The following is a 17,729-nucleotide window of genomic DNA, read 5'->3' as shown; positions in this document are numbered from 1 at the left end:
GTTTTTCGTTTTACTTTCCTGATGCTACAATCCAGGCACTGTCTGCAAGGTTCCGCTCACAGATAATCTGGTTCGTATATTTAATATTTATCGTTTTATAGGCATTCCAACCCACAACAGGCATAGCCCTCTTGTAGAACGCCTTCAGATTGCGCAAACGCACCTCTAAAGAGTCGGCATCTCCTAAAATGATCTTCTGATTTCCAACACGGGGCACGATCTCAATATCTCTTTGTGCGTTCACATAGAGCTGTTCAAACTGATCGCGCCATAAAGAATCCTTTTCAACGTACAGAGCTGTTTTATACAAGTCGCGCACCACTTTTGTTCTAAGTGAATCTTCTTTTTTAGTATAATTCTCCATAATGTAGCCGTTTGCTACCAGCACATGCGGTGTATAGTCTTTTGACGTCGGCAGTTTATTGCCAAAGCGGTCAATATAGAAGTCCTGATTGGTCAGCGTAATGATCCTCAGAAGCGGATCACTCTGCATCACCATGATGTGGACCGTGCCGTCCATATCCGCATAAACTTTCGCGTCCCGGATATAAGAATTCCGCTTAAATTCGCTCTCCAGCTCATGGAGGTTAACCTCATGAAAATACTTGCCGATGATCAGACCTGAATGGTTCTGGATGATCCGGTTCACCTCATTACGATCAATAAAGCCTGCCGTACCGGGTATGATCACCTTGATGTCCTTAAACTTCAGATGACTCTTCTTACCCTCAATGAAACTCATGAGCGTAACAAGTCCCCCGATGCTGACCAGCCAGGCAAACACGTACAAGATCCGCTTCCAGGCAATCCGTTTAAGCATGGCTCATAATCTCCTTTAAAGGGTTTACCATTGTATCAATATCTCCTGCCCCTACAGTCAGCAGCAACTCCGGCTTCCTGATCGACAGATAGTGCCGACATTCTTCCATGCTGCAAAGCATCTTCAGTCCGTTATTCACCTCATCCAGAATGATCCTTGATGTCACCCCTTCTATCGGCAGCTCCCTGGCCGGATAAATATCCAGCAGGATCAACTCGTCTGCCATGCTGAGCGCTTCTGCAAAGCCCGGCGCAAAGTCTCTGGTTCGTGTATATAAATGCGGCTGGAAAACAACCGTAAGTGTCTTTTCCGGAAATAAGGTTTTCACTGCCGATATACAAGCTTTCAGCTCTTCGGGATGATGGGCGTAGTCGTCAATGTAGACCGACTTTTCAGATCGGACCACATACTCGAATCTCCGCTTTACTCCTTTGAAATCGGCAATCGCTGCCCTTATCTTTTCCGCTGATATGCCCAGATACAAAGCCGCCTGGATGGCCGCTACTGCATTCTCGATATTGTGCAGTCCCGGTAATGGCATAGCAATATCACTGATCGCAATACCTTCTCCTGAAAAATCGAAGTAGAACTGACCGTTTTCCACACGCACATCGTAGGCATAGGACTCCGCCTGTTCCGATGCCGAGTAGCTCAATCCGCCCTCCAGCGCCAGACCCTTCTTGTGGATCAGCTTTCCGCCCTCTTTCAGCTGTGAAGCAAAAAGACGGAACGACTCTTTCACCTGATCATCGGTTCCGTAGATGTCCAGATGATCGGCATCCATAGAGGTCACAATAGCGATATCCGGGTGCAGGGTCAGGAAAGACCGGTCATATTCGTCGGCTTCTACAACCATGACGTTGTTATCCCCAAACAGCACGTTCGTATTGAAGTTGGATGATATTCCGCCCAGGAACGCCGTGCAGTCATAACCGGTATGCTTCAGAATATGAGCAACCAGCGTCGATGTCGTCGTCTTCCCGTGGGTTCCGGCAACAGCAATCGTAAACATGCCTTTGCTGATGATTCCCAATACTTCCGAACGCTTTTTCAACTCGTAACCGGCGCCTTTGAAATAGTTCAATATCTGCGAGTCTTTTGGAATGGCAGGTGTATAAATCACCAGCGTATTCTCCTTGTCAGACCAGTTTTCTATAATGTCTGCGGTGTCATCAATAAACGAAACCTGGATATCCTCTTCAACAAGACTGTCGGTAAGCGTGGTGCGCGTACGATCATAACCGCTCACCTGGCATCCTCTTTTATGAAAATACCGTGCAAGACCGCTCATACCGATGCCCCCAATACCTACCAGATAAACCTTCTTAATTGAATCCAGCTCCATTTATTCGACTATTTAGCAATAATTAATACCTCTTTCGCAATCACATCATCCGCATCCGGCAAAGCCATAGCAGCAATGTTCGCACTTAGCTCCCGGCATTTCTGCTCATCTCTGATCAGGCTCACTGCCAGGGATGCCAACGTTCCCTCTGCTTCCTGATCCGTGATCAGTACCGCAGCGTTCTGCTTCACCAGTGCCATCGCATTCTGTGTCTGATGGTCCTCTGCCACGTTCGGCGAAGGCACCAGTATTACCGGCTTAGCAACCACACACAGCTCGGCAATGGTTCCTGCCCCTGCCCTTGAGATGATCACATCAGCAGCAGCATAGGCCAGGTCCATGCGGTTCAGAAACTCTACAATCCGCACGTTCTGCTGAGCCATACCCGCTGTTTGTTCCAGCACCGCCTTGTAATAGTACTTGCCGGTCTGCCAGATTAGCTGCACGCCTTCTTTTTCAAACAGCGCCAGCTCGGCCAGCATGCTCTTGTTCAAGGTTCGTGCACCCAGACTTCCGCCTGTTACCAGAACCGTTTTCTTGTCGGCCGACAGGCCAAAGCTTTCCAGCGCCTCAGCGCGCTTTCCGCTCACGTCCACCGCTTCTCTGCGGATCGGGTTGCCGGTCATCAATATCTTTTCTGCCGGGAAGAACTGCTCCATTCCGGAAAATGCCACGCAAACTTTCGCAGCCTTCTTCCCCAGCCATTTATTTGTCATACCTGCATAGGAGTTCTGCTCCTGGATCAGGTAGGGCACGTTCATGTTCCCTGCCGCCAGCAACAGCGGACCTGATGCATAACCGCCTACACCTACTGCTGCATCCGGTTTAAACTCCCGGATCACATCCCTGGCCTTCATCAGGCTTCCTATCACTTTAAAGGGCAACTTCAGGTTCTTCAACAGCGAGTTGCGCTGAAAGCCCTGAATATCCAGCCCCAGGATCTTATAACCCGCAGCCGGCACCTTCTCCATCTCCATACGCCCCAGAGCACCTACAAACAGGATCTCCGTTGCCGGGTCCAGGCGCTTCAGAGCATTGGCTATAGCAATCGCAGGGAATATATGTCCCCCGGTTCCTCCTCCACTGATGATTATTCTTTTCGCCATTTCTCCTATTCTATTCTTTACATTGCCGGTATCTCACCCACTAAAACCTTCTCCTCACCCGGTTTCTGTTTCGTCTTCTGTTCTTCAATATCGCGGCTCACGCTCAGTATAATACCGAAAGCCACACTCGTAAAGAGGATGGATGTTCCTCCCATACTCACCAGCGGCAGTGGCACACCCGTCACAGGTCCCAGCCCTACGGCTACCGCCATGTTCGCAAATGCCTGAATCGTCAAACTGAAGCTCAATCCTGCCGCAAGCAATGCGCCAAAGGCTTTCGGACTGGCAGTCACAATCAACACGCACCTGTAAAGCAACATCAGGTAGAGGAAAACAATTCCTATACCTCCTATCATCCCGTATTCTTCAATGATCAATGCATACACAAAGTCAGAATAAGGGTGCGGAAGATAATTCCGCTGTGTACTGTTACCCGGTCCTTTTCCGAAGAGTCCGCCCGTTGCAATAGCGATCTTGGCCTGATTAGCCTGAAAAGCCTTGTCGGGATCTGCCTTTTCGGGATGCAGATACACATCAATACGGGAAGCATAAGTAGCTCTCCGCGGCCCCAGGAAGATCACCCCAAGCAATACGATCAGACCGGCCAGACAAACAACCGATATTTGTTTGATACTGATCCTTCCGATGATCAGCAGCAATATACTTACCCCGAACAGCATGATAGCCGTCGATAAATTCGCAATAGCAATCAGGACGAATACGCCTGTTACTGCACCCATGATCGGAAGAAAGGAACTCTTTACATCCTTGATCTGGTCCTGCTTCTTTGTGAGCATCCTCGCCAGAAACGTGATCAAAGCCAGCTTGGCAAGATCGGACGTTTGAAACGTCTGATTAATAATCGGAATCGTTACCCAGCGACTCGCGTCGTTTACGTGGTTACCGAATACCAGGGTATATATCAGTAGAGGAACCGTCAGGATCATCAGCACTTTCGAGATACCCGCATAATACCGGTAGTCCAGCAGATGAGAAAAATACATCAGCGCAAAACCACCCACGATCATAATCAGGTGCTTGAACAGATACTGCTCCGTACCCACGCCCTTTTTATAGGCAAGAGTACCCGTCGAGCTGTATACAGCCAGCAATGACAATACAGAAAGCAATATCACGATCAGCCAGATCCAGCGGTCTCCCTTTGTTCTGCTTAATATACTTTCAATCATATCCTTCAGGTTAAATGCCTACAAGTCTTTTATCGCTGCTTTGAACTGATCTCCGCGGTCTTCGTAATTCTTAAACAAGTCAAAACTTGCGCAAGCAGGCGACAACAATACAGTGTCTCCTTTCTTTGCCATGTGGTAAGACATCTCCACGGCATCTTTCGCTGAGAAGGTGTTTACAATCATTTCCACATCATCCTCAAAGGCCTCGTGGATGCGCTTGTTATCTTTACCCAGGCAAACGATCGCTCTGACTTTCTTGCGCACAAGATCCTTCAGTATTGAGTAGTCGTTTCCTTTATCCACGCCACCCAGTATCAGGATCACGTCGGTTGTCATACTTTCCAGTGCATACCACGTCGAATTCACATTGGTCGCCTTGGAGTCATTGATGAACTCCACGCCTGTAATCCGTCCGGCATATTCCAGCCTGTGTTCGATATTTTTAAAATCACCCATGCTCTCTCTTACGCTTTCGTTGCGTAGTTCGAGGACTTTGGCCACAATACCCGAAGCCATAGAATTGTAGATATTGTGCTTGCCCTGTAACGCTAAATCTGTAATAGTCATCTTGAATTCTTGTTCTGTATTGAGTTTAATAATAATCTGATCGTCCTGAATATATGCGCCCTTATCGAGCTCTTCTTTGATTGAAAAAGGATACGTCACTGCTACCGCAGGATGCTTTTTCAAAATATTTATCGTCTCCGGATCGTCTGCACAATAGATGAAAACGTCCTTCTCTGTCTGGTTCTGAATAATGCGGATCTTCGATTCCGCGTAGTTCTCCAGCTTGTAGTCATAGCGGTCCAGGTGGTCGGGCGTGATATTCAGCAATACTGCTATATCAGCCTTGAACTTGTACATATCGTCGAGCATAAAACTGCTGATCTCCAGCACATACCAGTCATGCTCCGACTGTGCCACCTGACGGGCGAAACTCTGCCCGATGTTTCCGGCCAGCCCCACGTCCATACCTGCCTTCTTGAGAATGTGGTAGGTCAGCATCGTAGTGGTCGACTTCCCGTTCGATCCCGTGATGCAGATCGTCTTCGCCTTTGAATAGCGGGCGGCAAACTCGATTTCCGACACGATAGAGATACCCTTCTCACGCAGCTTCTTCACCAGTGGAGCCTTTTCGGGAATCCCCGGGCTCTTGATCACCTCATCCGCCTTCTCGATCTTTTCTACCGAGTGCTGTGATTGCTCAAACGCAATCCCCGCATCTTCCAGCTCTTTTATATATTGCGGAGCTATCGGACCCGCGTCAGACACAAAGACTTCGAAGCCCTGCTTCTGCGCCAGTACTGCCGCACCTGTGCCGCTTTCTCCTGCACCCAAAATCACGATGTAACGTTTAGCCCCCATTATCTCAATTTTAAGGTTACAATAGTTAACACAGCCAATATGATCCCAACAATCCAGAAGCGGGTTACGATCTTCGATTCATGATACCCTTTCTTCTGATAGTGATGATGCACGGGCGACATCAGTAAGATGCGGCGCCCTTCGCCAAATTTCTTTTTCGTGTACTTGAAGTACGACACCTGAAGGATCACCGACAGGTTCTCAAACAGGAACACACCACACAGGATCGGAATCAATAGCTCCTTCCGGATCATGATGGCAAATGCTGCAATGATCCCCCCGATAGCCAAACTTCCTGTATCTCCCATAAACACCTGCGCAGGATAGGAATTATACCATAAGAAGCCCACGCAAGCTCCTACAAACGCTCCCGCAAAGATCACGAGCTCTCCCGAATTGGGGATGTACATAATATTAAGGTACTCCGCCATGATCGTGTTACCCGACACATAGGCCAGTACTGCCAGTGTCACCCCTATAATAGCCGAGGTTCCCGTAGCCAAACCATCTATTCCGTCTGTTATATTGGCGCCGTTGGAGACAGCCGTTACAATCACGATCACAAAAAACAAGAACACCACCAGAGCATATTTTTCATGTCCCTCTCCAAGGAAGCTCAGGAATTTGGCGTAGTCAAATTCATTGTTCTTTACGAAAGGAATATTGGTCATGGTTGACTTGAGGTTCTGCGTGAAATAGTAGGAATTACCCTTCTGGTGTACTTCAAGCGGACTGGTATTCGTAGTCGGAAGCGTTACCTGCTGACGCACGACGATATCCGGATGGAAATACATTGTCCAGCCAATGATCAGTGCCAGCACTACCTGACCCAGGATCTTAAACCTTCCTGCAAGTCCTTCTTTATCTTTCTTAAATACTTTGATGTAATCGTCTATAAAGCCGATCATACCCATCCAGACAGTGGTAACCAGCATCAGGATGATGTACACATTTTCGAGCTTGGCAAACAGCAATGTCGGAATGAGTATACCCAGAAGTATGATGATTCCTCCCATCGTAGGAGTACCCTGCTTCTGCATCTGACCTTCCAGACCCAGATTCCTGACGGTCTCACCCACTTGAAGCGCGCGCAACCTTCTAATCAGCCTGCTTCCGTAAATAGTAGTGAATAATAGCGAGAAGATGATAGACATAGCTGTCCTGAACGATATGTACTGAAACACTCCCGTTCCGGTAAGCCCGTATTCATTATGCAACCATGTAAATAGATAGTATAACATTAGCCTACCTGAATTAGTTGTTCAGTCACTATTTTCTTGTCATCAAACGGATGTTTTACACCCTTTATCTCCTGATACTTTTCATGTCCTTTACCGGCAATCAAGATAATATCACCCGCTTTCGCCAGATGGCATGCGGTACGTATCGCTTCTCCCCTATCTGCTATTACCAAAACTTTTCTCTTATTGTCAGGACTTACGCCCGCTTCCATATCCCTGATAATATCCATCGGCTCTTCAGAACGAGGATTATCAGATGTTAAAATCACTTTATCACTCCAGTCGCATGCAATCTGCGCCATCGGCTTACGCTTCGTCTTATCCCTGTCACCTCCACAGCCGATCACCGTAATTACCTGCTCAATACCTTTTCGTACCGACTGGATCGTACTCAACACGTTCTGCACCGCGTCAGGCGTATGCGCGTAGTCCACTATCGCGATAACACCGTTCGGCGCCGTGATGTAATCAAACCGGCCCTCCGCACTGTTCAACCTGCTCAGGATGGTCAGCACACGATTGCTATCCTGCTCCAGCAGCATCGCAGTAGCATACACGGAAAGAAGGTTGTACGCGTTGAAATTCCCGATCAGCTTAAACCAAACTTCCTGCCCGTCAATCTCAAGAATCAAACCGCTCAACTCGTTCTCCACAATGCGGACCTTGAAGTCGGCCATATTCTTCAGTCCATACGACTTCTTATAGGCCTTCGTATTCTGCAGCATGATATTCCCGTTGCGGTCATCCGCATTGGTAAGTGCAAAAGCTGTCTTCGGCAAGGCGTCAAAGAAGCCACGCTTGGCTTTCAGATACGCATCAAAGGTCTTATGAAAATCGAGATGATCATGCGTAATGTTGGTAAATATTCCACCGGTAAACTGCAGACCGGCTATACGATGCTGTGCCACAGCATGTGAGCTCACTTCCATAAAGCAGTAATCACAGCCAGCATCTACCATATCGGCCAGCAATCCGTTCAAAGCGATCGGATCAGGCGTGGTATGCGTAGATGGCACAACGGTATTATGGATATAGTTTTCAACAGTAGATACCAGACCTACTTTGTAACCCAGTTCTTTAAATAACTTGAAAAGCAGTGTGGCGACAGTGGTTTTTCCGTTTGTACCGGTCACGCCGACCAGCTTCATCGATGCTGAAGGATGTCCGAAATATTCGGATGCGATCAGTCCCAGTGCCAAAGCAGAATCTTCCACAACAGCATAGCTTACCCCTTCTGCAAGTTCAGCAGGCAAAACCTCACAAACAACAGCCGACGCACCCAGCTCAACCGCTTTCGCGATATAAGCATGTCCGTCAGACACCGTACCTTTAATAGCAATAAATAGAGATCCTGCTTTCACCTGCCTCGAATCAAAGCAGATGTTCCCGATACCGGCGTCGCCCGGGCCACGCAGTTCAAGAACAGTAATTCCACTTAACAATTCTGTAAATATTCTCATCATTGCAGTTCTATATTTATAGGATATCCTTTAACAATCCGGGATCCCGCTGCCAGCGATTGCTTCACCACCTTGCCACTGCCTTTTACAACTGGCTTCAGACCGGCATTGCTCAACAGATAAACAGCATCTTTAAGTCCCATTCCGGATACGTCAGGAACGCTATGCGCATTAATTTCAACCTCTCTTACCGAAACACCATTGCTGGTGTCTATCGGGTGCACAAACTCGCTGTTTGATGCATAATAGGCTTTTATCCCCAAGGCCTTGTAAACCTGACGGGTAGCCTCATTATGTCCCGCCTTGGAAGGAGGAAGCTTCGTATTACCAACAAGTCGCTCCGGAACCGGATTATACATCTCCTTATCGTTTGCGTAAATCTTATCTGCGATCTCACGGAATGGAGGACCTGCAACCTGGGCTCCGTAATAGCCATTCTTAGGACCGTTTACTACCACGATCAAGGAATATTTCGGGTTATCTGCCGGAAAATACCCACAGAATGAAGCTTGGTACTGACGCTTAGCACGGTAACCACGATTTCCGTCCGCTACCTGCGCCGTTCCCGTCTTTCCGGCTACCCTATATAGAGGATTGTAAATGATCCCTCTTCCCGTTCCCTCTTTCACCACACTTTCCAAAAGCTCCTGCATCGTTTTGATCGCCCCTTCGGAAGCGATCTGCTCGTTAATCACACGCGCATCAAAATGCTCAATCGTGTTTCCAAGCCTTCTGATCTCTTTTACAAAGATCGGTGCCAGATATTTACCGTCGTTCGCAATTGCATTGTAAAAAGACAGCATCTTCAGCGGAGTCAGCTGCATCTCATAACCGTAGGCCATTTGCGGCAGCGACATATTCTTGTTCCAGCTCCTGTTTTTTGGATTCTTCACCACCGGCTTCGCTTCCCCGGGAATCTGCAGACCAAGCTTTTCATGCAAATGCCAGTTATACAGATGATCAGTAAACTTCGACTGGTCGTCTTTATAGGTCTGATTAACCAACTTCGCTACTGCGGCATTAGAAGAGGTATTAAATGCTCTCTTAACAGATACCACACCGATACTTCCATGCGAATCTTTGATAATATGACCGGGAATTTTGTAGTTCTCTGTGGAGACCAGTGTACTGGTATCCACAGCCTTATCTTCAAACAACGCCAGATAGGATGCTACTTTGAACGTTGATCCCGGATCCTGATTTCCAGCGATCGCATAGTTGAATTTCTCCTCGTAGGTACCTTTTCCGGTACGGGTGTAATTAGCGATCGCCCTTACTTCACCTGTCTCAACAGACATAACAATAGCACAGCCATGCTCAGCATCACTCTTAATCAACTGCTTTAAAAGTGCATTCTGTGTTACGTCCTGAACATTGATATCGATGGTAGAAATGATGTCCGCACCGTCCTTTGGCGCAATTTCAATATCCTTGTTCACCGGCATCCAGATCCCTCCGGCGATACGCTGCACCAGGCGGCGTCCGCTTTCCCCATTCACATATTCACCATAGGCACCTTCCAGACCGACCGGTTGAACGTGCTCGTTGTTATAACCAATTGTTCTGGCTGCCAGACTTCTGAACGGCAAAATCCGCTTGTTCTGCTGAACCGCGATTAACCCACCTTTATATTTACCCAGATTGAAAATCGGGAATGTCTTGATCACTTTCAGCTCCTGATGAGTCACGTTCCTTTTCAAAAGGAAGTATCGCGAACCTTCTCTCCGCGCCTTTCTCAAAATATTGGAATACTGACGGGAACTTTTATCGCCGAAAAATCCTGACAATTTCTCCGCAAGCGAATCGACCTTCTCATAGAACACCTGATCCTTCTCCACTCCACCTGCTTTCAGGTCAAGACGCAGCTCATATTCAGGCACCGAAGTAGCCAGCAGACTTCCGTCATTGGCCAGGATATTCCCTCTTACCGCCTCCACATTCACGAACTTAGTCGACAAGCTGTCGGCCATTGCCCGCCACTTCTCTCCTTCCACAAACTGAACGTGGAAAAGCTTAAACAATACAGCAAGAGCCAACAGGACAATCAGTCCGAAGGCAATATAAACGCGCAATAAAATGTCAGTTCTGATATTCATTACTCACTGCTTATTTATCTCTCTTTAAGATCTGCAAAGCCAGATCCCGTATCGTTCTATTTTTCTTTCAACTCCGGAACCATCAGCTTCTTTGGCGGCTCCACCGGCTCTTTCAAACCCAGCGTATCCACCTTTTTAGCAACCTCTGTCTGAGTACTCCTCAGCATCAGGTCTGCCTTCAGCGTTTTATAGTCCCATCGCATTTCCTTGACTTCCTTACTCAACTTGTCGATATCCCTGATATTCTTTTCAGCAAAGTGCCTGTTCCCGATATAAACCATACCTAAGAAGGCGATGAAAATAATAAAGGGCATCATCTCCGAAGCCGCTTCTTTAGAGATCACACCATCAGTCAAAAGCACGGTGAAAAAGTTGCGTGGCAGCGTGGCCTTCTTAGGCTGAGGCTTAACTTCCGCCTCCTGCTCCAACTCCTCTTCCTCTATTTCTCTTCTGAACCGATTACTCATATGCCTCTCAGATAACCTTAAACCTTACAACTTAACAGCAATCCGCAACTTCGCGCTTCTGGCACGACTATTCAGGGCAATTTCTTCATCGGTAGCCACCACCGCTTTACGGGTTACCGCCTTCAGCGGACGCTGGATGTTCCCGTAAAAATCCTTCTCCAGTTCACCACGGAATTTGCCTTTTGCGATGAAGTTCTTCACCAGACGATCCTCCAGTGAATGATACGACATTACCACAAGTCTTCCTCCCGGCTTCAGCACATCGGCCGCCTGCATCAAAAACTCCTGCAAGGCTTCCAGCTCCTGATTCACTTCTATACGCAGGGCCTGAAAAGCCTGCGCCAGATATTTATTTTCTTTCCCTTTAGGAATCAATTTCTTAATCACCTCTTTGAACTCGGCGATGGTTTCAATCTGCTTGTTCAATCTGGCAGTTACCAGGGTACGCGCCAGCGACTTCGCATTTTGAATTTCTCCGTACATGCCAAAGATCCGGTGCAGATCGTCTTCACTATAGGTAGCGATCACTTCCTTCGCCGTCATGGGCGCCGACTGATCCATCCGCATATCCAAATCGGCATCAAACCGTGTAGAAAACCCCCGCTCTGGCTGATCAAACTGGTGGGATGAAACACCAAGATCAGCCAGAATACCATCCACCTGTACTGCCGAGTACAACCGGCAGTAGTTCTTCAAAAAGCGGAAGTTTTGATCTATAAAGGTTAACCGATCATCATTTGGAATATTTCCTTTTGCATCTTCATCCTGATCAAAAGCCAGCAATCTGCCGCCTTCGCCCAGGTTCTTCAAAATTTCCCTCGAATGCCCGCCGCCACCAAAAGTCACATCAACATACACACCATCAGGGACGATATTCAAACCCTCGATACACTCTTGCAACATCACGGGGATATGATAATTAGACATCAGCCCTCCTTCCTGCTCCACCCATCACCTCTTCGGCCAGCTTGGAGAAATTATCAGGTTGATTATCGAGCAGAGCATCGTATGCATCTTTTGCCCAGAGTTCGATCTTGTTGAATTGAGAAGCAAGCACAACATCAGAAGATGCACCTGAGTACTCAAGCAGTGATTTTGGCAGCAGAATTCTACCTGCAGCATCCAGCGTCAGCTCAGTTGCACCCCTCGTAAAGTACCGGATGAACTGTCTGTTCTTCTCTTCGTACTGATTCAGCTTACTCAAATCTTCCATAATCTTGTCCCATTCTTTTCTGCTATAAATAACTAAATGCTTTTCGAATCCGCGATTTACAACAAGCCCTTCCTTCTCAGCCTCAGGCATTTGCTTCCTGAGTCCGGCTGGTATCATCAGTCGGCCCTTTGCATCGAGCTTACATTCAAATTCGCCTAAGAAGTGAGACATTATTTAGCTAAACTTTGAGTGGGTTAAAATTACATACTTTTACCACTTTCTACCACATAACCCCACAAAAAGTTTTCAACAAGAAGTTTTATTCCATTTCGAAGCTAAAAAAGAGGAATTCTATGGAAATGAGCACTTCCCAATAGCAACTAACGGGCATAGAAACAGCTTATTTCTGCTGAGATCTGGTACAGATCACCATCGAAAAGCCGGCAAAATGGGAACTCGTGGGAGACTTGGTAGAATCTGCTTTGAACGCCACCCGCTACTAACCGGATACTCAGCTGTTACTGACCCGACTTTGACCTGAAAAAAGAACTTTGAATACCGGCTCTGTGTGGGTAGATTATCATGGGAAGCACCGCCCAGACTCGCACAAAACTATCTCTTGATCCCCTTCTGCTGGTATCCCTCTCCTTCGTATGCCGTGCGGAAGGCAATAAAAAAGCCGGTCCATGAGATGAACCGGCTTTAAAATAAATTATACGGTGTTTATTCGTTGATGGCTTTAACGCCTGGCAACTCTTTACCTTCCATGTATTCCAGTAAGGCTCCGCCTCCTGTAGATACATAACTTACTTTTTCTTCGAAACCAAATTTAGCAACAGCAGCTGCAGAGTCACCTCCTCCGATCAGAGAGAATGCGCCTTTTTCAGTTGCTTCCACTACTGCTTCCGCAACAGCTTTAGTACCAGCTTCGAATTTCTCCATTTCGAACACGCCCATCGGACCGTTCCAAAGGATCGTTTTTGAATCAGCAACAACCTGTTTGTACACGTTAACCGCATCAGGACCGATGTCCAGACCCATCCAGCCATCCTTTATATCATGATTCTGAGCAACGTCGGTATTTGCATCTGCGGCAAACTTGTCAGCTACAACTGAGTCAGTAGGCAGGATCAGCTTTACACCTTTCGCTTCTGCTTTTTCAATCAGGCTTAATGCCAGCTCCAGTTTATCTGCTTCAACAAGTGAATTTCCAATCTGTCCGCCTTTTGCTTTTGCAAAAGTATAAGCCATACCTCCACCGATAAGCAGGTTATCCACTTTTTCCAGAAGGCGCTCGATAAGTAGGATCTTATCAGATACTTTAGCACCGCCCATGATCGCTGTGAAAGGACGCTCCGGATTGTTCAATACCTTTTCTGCATTAGCCAGCTCTCCAGCCATCAGGTAACCGAAGTATTTTGCATCAGGGAAGAATTGTGCAATCACAGCAGTAGATGCGTGGGCACGGTGTGCAGTTCCGAAAGCATCGTTCACATATACATCCCCCAGCTTGCTCAGCTTTTCAGCAAATGCAACATCTCCTTTTTCTTCTTCCTTATAGAAGCGAAGATTTTCCAGGAGAAGCACCTCGCCGTCTTTTAGTCCAGCAGCTTTCTCAGTAGCCTGAGCACCGATACAGTCGTCAGCAAACTGCACTTCTTTTCCAAGAACATCAGACAAATGCTTAACAATATGCTTCAAAGAATATTTCTCTGTAGGGCCTTCTTTCGGACGGCCAAGATGAGACATTAAGATCACGGAACCGCCGTCTGCAAGAATCTTCTTGATTGTAGGCAAAGCACCCTGAATACGGTTATCGTCAGTTATATTAAAATCCTTGTCCAGGGGAACGTTGAAATCAACACGGATCAGTGCCTTCTTTCCAGAGAAATTCAGATTATCAATTGTCTTCATGTTTATGTTAATATAGTTTTAAGAAATCTTGAGATACATTTTCTTGTGGGGTCCGACCCCCTCTATTTCAAACTCCGCCGATATTGTTTCAAAACCCAGTCCCGCATAAAACGTATATGCTTCCCTCCTTGCGTTACACCAGATATATCTGGCATTGCGTCCTCTGAGATACAAAACCCCGAAATTGACCACAAGGTTTCCGATACCTTTATTTCTGTAAGCAGGATCGGTTGCCATTCCCCTCAGCTGGAAGCCATCGGCGCCAAACGGATCTAACTCCTTCGGTGCAAACGAACAGATGCAAACGATCCGGTCATCCAATTTGTATCCGAGGTGGAACGCGCCTTCCAATGCATCTTCATCAAAACGGCAATCATCCGGCGCAACCTTTCCATCCAGGAGAAGCTCACTTCTCATGCTGAGCGTCTCTTCCGCAGTGATAAAGCTGATCATCTTCCGTTTACCCCCGCTATACGTTTAACCATGTCTGTCAGCCTGCTGGAATACCCGTATTCGTTATCGTACCAGCCAACAACTTTCGTAATGTCCCCCACCACTGAAGTCAGCAGTGAGTCAAAGATACAAGAATGAGGGTTATTTAAAATGTCGACGGACACTATTGGATCTGATGTATATTGCAAAATGCCCCGAAGTTCGTTTTGAGCGGCTTTCATGAAGACGGCATTGATCTCTTCCACGGTGGGCTGACGGACCAATGTACAGGTAAAATCAGTCAGGGAACCATTCAGCACAGGCACGCGGATCCCGGCACCTCCTAACTTTCCTTCCAGACGCGGAAAGATGCTGGTGATGGCCTTGGCGGCTCCTGTGGTGGTAGGAATAATGGACGAAGACGCGGCTCTTGCCCTTCTTAGGTCGCGGTGCGGACCATCATGCAGGTTCTGATCACCGGTCATAGAATGCACGGTGGTAATGTAACCGTTCACAATACCCCACTTCTCTTCGAGCACCTTGATCATCGGTGCTATATTATTAGTGGTACAGGATGCGTTGGATAGGATGGGCGACCGGAAATCGATTTCCTGGTCATTCACTCCCAATACGACCACCGGCACGTCTTTGGTAGACGGTGGTGCAGAGATGATGACCTGTCTGGCTCCTGCCTGCAGATGTGCTTCTGCGGCTGTGCGGCTGATGAACCGGCCTGTTGATTCAATGACTACGTCAATCTGAAGTGCTGCCCAGGGCAGGTTTTCAGGCGACTGCTCCGAAAAGACCGGGATCGGTTTTCCGTTTACAACCAAGGTAGAATCATCAGCATAGATCTCCCCTTTAAATCCACGGTGAACGCTGTCATACCGTACCAGGTGAGCCAGCGTAGCGGCATCTGCAAGATCATTGACGGCGGCTATTTCTATTTGCGGGTTTTCCAGTAATATCCGGAAAACAGTCCTCCCTATTCGCCCAAATCCGTTAATAGCTACTTTCATTCAAAATAATTTAATTTGCAGGAAGCAAATATTCCCCGATCAAAGTTAGGTTTTTCGATCAAATAAGGGGCTTTCGAAACCTTTATTTAGGAACGTAGTTTTATAAAGTAAAACTACTATGACAAATAATCAGAGCGACAATCCAGAAAGACTGGAGCCCCAGGATTCGGAGAGAAAAGATATCAAACCGGGGAAAGATGACGAGAAAGCGGTCGTAAAACCTGAAGACCTGGACTACGAGGCTGAGGATGCGCATTTTAAAAATCCTGCAAAGACGAAGGAGACGTCTGAACAACCGGTGAATCCGGTGAAGACGCCGCCTAAAGACGTGTAGTGGCCGGACTGCGCCAGCCACCGCTATTAAAGCGCGGATCCGCTTAGCTGGATATCTGGATCTTTATTTTCCGGTTTTTGATCTTCTCGTCTTTCAGTTGACTGACGACAGAGCGGATCTGACTGCGCTTTACAGCGGCATAAGAGGAATGGTCAAGCACTTCTATCAGTCCCAGGTCTTCCTTAGGAAGCTGGGCCTTTTTCAGGAGGAGCCCAACAATATCAATCTTGTTGATCTTGTCTTTTTTGCCCGCCGCAATATAAAGCGTATCCCATTCAGTCGGTTCAGGCACCACCGGTCTCTTCGGCAGAGTAATGACCTCCGGCTCTACTCCCAAATGAGCGGGTACTTCTTCTTTAGTCAGTAGCAGGAATGAGGTACCTGTGGCGTGCATTCGGGCGGTACGCCCGTTGCGGTGAATGAATGCTTCTCTGGTCAGAGGAAGCTGGTAATGAATAACAAATTCAATTTCGGGAATATCCAGACCTCGCGCCGCGAGGTCTGTTGTGATCAATAAACGATAAGTTCCGTTACGGAATTTCAGAAGCGTTCTCTCCCGGTCTTCCTGTTCCATGCCTCCGTGAAACTCGCCGTGCACGATTCCCATGTGATCAAGCAGTTCACCGATGCGGCCAATGGCCTCCCGGTGGTTACAGAACACCAGCGTAGACCGGTTGCCGATCATGCAAATCAGGGAGAACAGAGCTTCCAGCTTATCTTCGGCTGTGCTGAGCACCGCTTTATAGGTCAGGTCAGGAAGACTTTCCTGCTTATTCAGGTAGTTGAGCTCCAGGGGATCCTTCACACCTGTAAACAATGGAATCTCATCCATCCGGGTGGCAGAGGTAAGCATTCTACGCTCCAGCGCAGGCAGGCAGCCGATGATATAAGACATATCCTCCTGAAACCCGAACTCCAGGGATTTGTCAAACTCGTCCAGGATAAGGGTGCGGACGGATTCGGTGCTAAAGCCCTCTCTCCGCAAATGCCAGGCAACACGGCCGGGAGTACCAACCAGTACCGCAGGAGGATGCATCAGGCTATTCCGCTCTATACGGGTAGAATGACCTCCATAGCTGCAGGTGATCTTGAAGGAAGTACCCATAGCCTTGAAAACCTGCTCAATTTGCAGGGCCAGCTCTCTGGATGGCACCAGAATAAGTGCCTGTACCCGAGACGCGCCCGGATCAAGGGATTTGATAAGAGGCAGCAGGAACCCCAAAGTTTTCCCTGAACCGGTTGGGGAAAAGAGTATAAGGTCTTTGTCTGCGGGCGTGCGCAGGGCCGCTTCCTGCATCTCATTCAGTGCAGATATCCGGAGGTTACTAAGTGCTTTTTTGATCATCGTGTCTTGCAGAACTTGCGGGATCAAAGGTACAGCTTGTTGAGCTATTAGTTTTCATATCCCGCAACTTGTTGGATTATTCCACAACAATATGGACTCATACAGACTTCACAAAAACACAACCAACTGAAAATCAACATTATAATCATACGTTAATTTTCTGGCGCGGTTATTCGCTTACTGGATGCATAATTACCTAAAGAAAAATATTATGAGAAAGTTATTGTTTTCAGCCGCTATATTAAGTTTCGCAGGAATCACTGCTATCAGTGCAAGTAACCGTGAGGTTCAGACAGTTAAGATGGGGTTTGCTCAGGATACTACCGACACCACAGCAGCACCAACTACAACTCCGGCTGACACGACTGCAGCGCCAGACTCTACGTCTGCTAAATAACAAAAAACATGTCTTTTGAGCGATGATTGAAGGAGCCAGTTTGAG

General features: G+C 47.5%; 17 protein-coding genes. 2 read left to right on the top strand and 15 right to left on the bottom strand.

Annotated features, from left to right (window positions below; all coding sequences use genetic code 11):
• Nucleotides 1-10 precede the first annotated feature (10 nt).
• The 14 genes from ACO1NU_RS02555 to gap all read right to left on the bottom strand — a co-directional run bounded on the left by ACO1NU_RS02555 (nt 11) and on the right by gap (nt 15,608).
• Nucleotides 11-820: a cell division protein FtsQ/DivIB gene (locus ACO1NU_RS02555; protein WP_448816887.1), complete on the bottom strand. Its 810-nt coding sequence runs from the start codon at nt 818-820 to the stop codon at nt 11-13.
• A complete protein-coding gene (gene murC, locus ACO1NU_RS02550; RefSeq protein ID WP_448816886.1) occupies nt 813-2,165 on the bottom strand; it encodes a UDP-N-acetylmuramate--L-alanine ligase in 1,353 nt (450 codons plus the stop codon). Before murC ends, ACO1NU_RS02555 begins: the two co-directional genes overlap by 8 nt.
• 8 nt (nt 2,166-2,173) lie before the next feature.
• Complete coding sequence (murG, locus tag ACO1NU_RS02545; RefSeq protein ID WP_448816885.1) at nt 2,174-3,271, bottom strand: undecaprenyldiphospho-muramoylpentapeptide beta-N-acetylglucosaminyltransferase; 1,098 nt, start codon at nt 3,269-3,271, stop codon at nt 2,174-2,176.
• Nucleotides 3,272-3,288: 17 nt separating this feature from the next.
• Nucleotides 3,289-4,461 (bottom strand): FtsW/RodA/SpoVE family cell cycle protein, encoded by a 1,173-nt coding sequence (locus ACO1NU_RS02540; protein WP_448816884.1) that lies wholly within the window; start codon nt 4,459-4,461, stop codon nt 3,289-3,291.
• Between the two features lie 18 nt (nt 4,462-4,479).
• Nucleotides 4,480-5,826, bottom strand: coding sequence for a UDP-N-acetylmuramoyl-L-alanine--D-glutamate ligase (gene murD, locus ACO1NU_RS02535; RefSeq protein ID WP_448816883.1), 1,347 nt, complete (start codon nt 5,824-5,826; stop codon nt 4,480-4,482).
• A complete protein-coding gene (gene mraY / locus ACO1NU_RS02530; protein WP_448816882.1) occupies nt 5,826-7,067 on the bottom strand; it encodes a phospho-N-acetylmuramoyl-pentapeptide-transferase in 1,242 nt (413 codons plus the stop codon). The genes murD and mraY overlap by 1 nt, the downstream gene beginning before the upstream one ends.
• Entirely contained in the window at nt 7,067-8,530 is a 1,464-nt protein-coding gene (locus ACO1NU_RS02525) for a UDP-N-acetylmuramoyl-L-alanyl-D-glutamate--2,6-diaminopimelate ligase (protein ID WP_448816881.1), read from the bottom strand. The genes mraY and ACO1NU_RS02525 overlap by 1 nt, the downstream gene beginning before the upstream one ends.
• Complete coding sequence (locus ACO1NU_RS02520) at nt 8,527-10,623, bottom strand: penicillin-binding protein (protein WP_448816880.1); 2,097 nt, start codon at nt 10,621-10,623, stop codon at nt 8,527-8,529. Before ACO1NU_RS02520 ends, ACO1NU_RS02525 begins: the two co-directional genes overlap by 4 nt.
• Nucleotides 10,624-10,679: 56 nt before the next feature.
• Nucleotides 10,680-11,090: an FtsL-like putative cell division protein gene (locus ACO1NU_RS02515; protein WP_448816879.1), complete on the bottom strand. Its 411-nt coding sequence runs from the start codon at nt 11,088-11,090 to the stop codon at nt 10,680-10,682.
• Nucleotides 11,091-11,114: 24 nt separating this feature from the next.
• Nucleotides 11,115-12,017, bottom strand: a complete 903-nt coding sequence (rsmH, locus tag ACO1NU_RS02510; RefSeq protein WP_448816878.1) for a 16S rRNA (cytosine(1402)-N(4))-methyltransferase RsmH — start codon at nt 12,015-12,017, stop codon at nt 11,115-11,117.
• On the bottom strand, nt 12,010-12,474 hold the full coding sequence (mraZ, locus tag ACO1NU_RS02505) for a division/cell wall cluster transcriptional repressor MraZ (protein WP_448816877.1): 465 nt from the start codon (nt 12,472-12,474) through the stop codon (nt 12,010-12,012). Before mraZ ends, rsmH begins: the two co-directional genes overlap by 8 nt.
• Before the next feature lie 492 nt (nt 12,475-12,966).
• Nucleotides 12,967-14,157, bottom strand: coding sequence for a phosphoglycerate kinase (locus ACO1NU_RS02500; protein ID WP_448816876.1), 1,191 nt, complete (start codon nt 14,155-14,157; stop codon nt 12,967-12,969).
• Between the two features lie 18 nt (nt 14,158-14,175).
• Entirely contained in the window at nt 14,176-14,610 is a 435-nt protein-coding gene (locus ACO1NU_RS02495) for a GNAT family N-acetyltransferase (protein ID WP_448816875.1), read from the bottom strand.
• On the bottom strand, nt 14,607-15,608 hold the full coding sequence (gap, locus tag ACO1NU_RS02490; RefSeq protein ID WP_448816874.1) for a type I glyceraldehyde-3-phosphate dehydrogenase: 1,002 nt from the start codon (nt 15,606-15,608) through the stop codon (nt 14,607-14,609). Before gap ends, ACO1NU_RS02495 begins: the two co-directional genes overlap by 4 nt.
• Before the next feature lie 118 nt (nt 15,609-15,726).
• On the opposite strand from gap, the gene ACO1NU_RS02485 reads away from it, so the two are divergent.
• On the top strand, nt 15,727-15,942 hold the full coding sequence (locus ACO1NU_RS02485) for a hypothetical protein (RefSeq protein WP_448816873.1): 216 nt from the start codon (nt 15,727-15,729) through the stop codon (nt 15,940-15,942).
• A gap of 43 nt (nt 15,943-15,985) precedes the next feature.
• On the opposite strand, the gene ACO1NU_RS02480 is transcribed toward ACO1NU_RS02485, so the two are convergent.
• Nucleotides 15,986-17,287: a DEAD/DEAH box helicase gene (locus ACO1NU_RS02480; RefSeq protein ID WP_448816872.1), complete on the bottom strand. Its 1,302-nt coding sequence runs from the start codon at nt 17,285-17,287 to the stop codon at nt 15,986-15,988.
• Between the two features lie 211 nt (nt 17,288-17,498).
• Between ACO1NU_RS02480 and ACO1NU_RS02475 the strand changes: the two genes are divergently transcribed.
• A complete protein-coding gene (locus tag ACO1NU_RS02475) occupies nt 17,499-17,684 on the top strand; it encodes a hypothetical protein (RefSeq protein WP_448816871.1) in 186 nt (61 codons plus the stop codon).
• Nucleotides 17,685-17,729: the final 45 nt, after the last annotated feature.

Source organism: Arcticibacter sp., from assembly GCF_053551015.1.
Note: the sequence above shows the minus strand (reverse complement) of the source record. Positions and strands in the feature narration are given on the sequence as shown.

What these genes read in the sequence shown, in the direction of transcription:
- ACO1NU_RS02555 (WP_448816887.1), bottom strand. Translation starts at nt 820, where the DNA reads ATGCTTAAACGGATTGCCTGGAAGCGGATCTTGTACGTGTTTGCCTGG.
- murC (WP_448816886.1), bottom strand. Translation starts at nt 2,165, where the DNA reads ATGGAGCTGGATTCAATTAAGAAGGTTTATCTGGTAGGTATTGGGGGC.
- murG (WP_448816885.1), bottom strand. Translation starts at nt 3,271, where the DNA reads ATGGCGAAAAGAATAATCATCAGTGGAGGAGGAACCGGGGGACATATA.
- ACO1NU_RS02540 (WP_448816884.1), bottom strand. Translation starts at nt 4,461, where the DNA reads ATGATTGAAAGTATATTAAGCAGAACAAAGGGAGACCGCTGGATCTGG.
- murD (WP_448816883.1), bottom strand. Translation starts at nt 5,826, where the DNA reads ATGGGGGCTAAACGTTACATCGTGATTTTGGGTGCAGGAGAAAGCGGC.
- mraY (WP_448816882.1), bottom strand. Translation starts at nt 7,067, where the DNA reads ATGTTATACTATCTATTTACATGGTTGCATAATGAATACGGGCTTACC.
- ACO1NU_RS02525 (WP_448816881.1), bottom strand. Translation starts at nt 8,530, where the DNA reads ATGATGAGAATATTTACAGAATTGTTAAGTGGAATTACTGTTCTTGAA.
- ACO1NU_RS02520 (WP_448816880.1), bottom strand. Translation starts at nt 10,623, where the DNA reads ATGAATATCAGAACTGACATTTTATTGCGCGTTTATATTGCCTTCGGA.
- ACO1NU_RS02515 (WP_448816879.1), bottom strand. Translation starts at nt 11,090, where the DNA reads ATGAGTAATCGGTTCAGAAGAGAAATAGAGGAAGAGGAGTTGGAGCAG.
- rsmH (WP_448816878.1), bottom strand. Translation starts at nt 12,017, where the DNA reads ATGTCTAATTATCATATCCCCGTGATGTTGCAAGAGTGTATCGAGGGT.
- mraZ (WP_448816877.1), bottom strand. Translation starts at nt 12,474, where the DNA reads ATGTCTCACTTCTTAGGCGAATTTGAATGTAAGCTCGATGCAAAGGGC.
- ACO1NU_RS02500 (WP_448816876.1), bottom strand. Translation starts at nt 14,157, where the DNA reads ATGAAGACAATTGATAATCTGAATTTCTCTGGAAAGAAGGCACTGATC.
- ACO1NU_RS02495 (WP_448816875.1), bottom strand. Translation starts at nt 14,610, where the DNA reads ATGATCAGCTTTATCACTGCGGAAGAGACGCTCAGCATGAGAAGTGAG.
- gap (WP_448816874.1), bottom strand. Translation starts at nt 15,608, where the DNA reads ATGAAAGTAGCTATTAACGGATTTGGGCGAATAGGGAGGACTGTTTTC.
- ACO1NU_RS02485 (WP_448816873.1), top strand. Translation starts at nt 15,727, where the DNA reads ATGACAAATAATCAGAGCGACAATCCAGAAAGACTGGAGCCCCAGGAT.
- ACO1NU_RS02480 (WP_448816872.1), bottom strand. Translation starts at nt 17,287, where the DNA reads ATGATCAAAAAAGCACTTAGTAACCTCCGGATATCTGCACTGAATGAG.
- ACO1NU_RS02475 (WP_448816871.1), top strand. Translation starts at nt 17,499, where the DNA reads ATGAGAAAGTTATTGTTTTCAGCCGCTATATTAAGTTTCGCAGGAATC.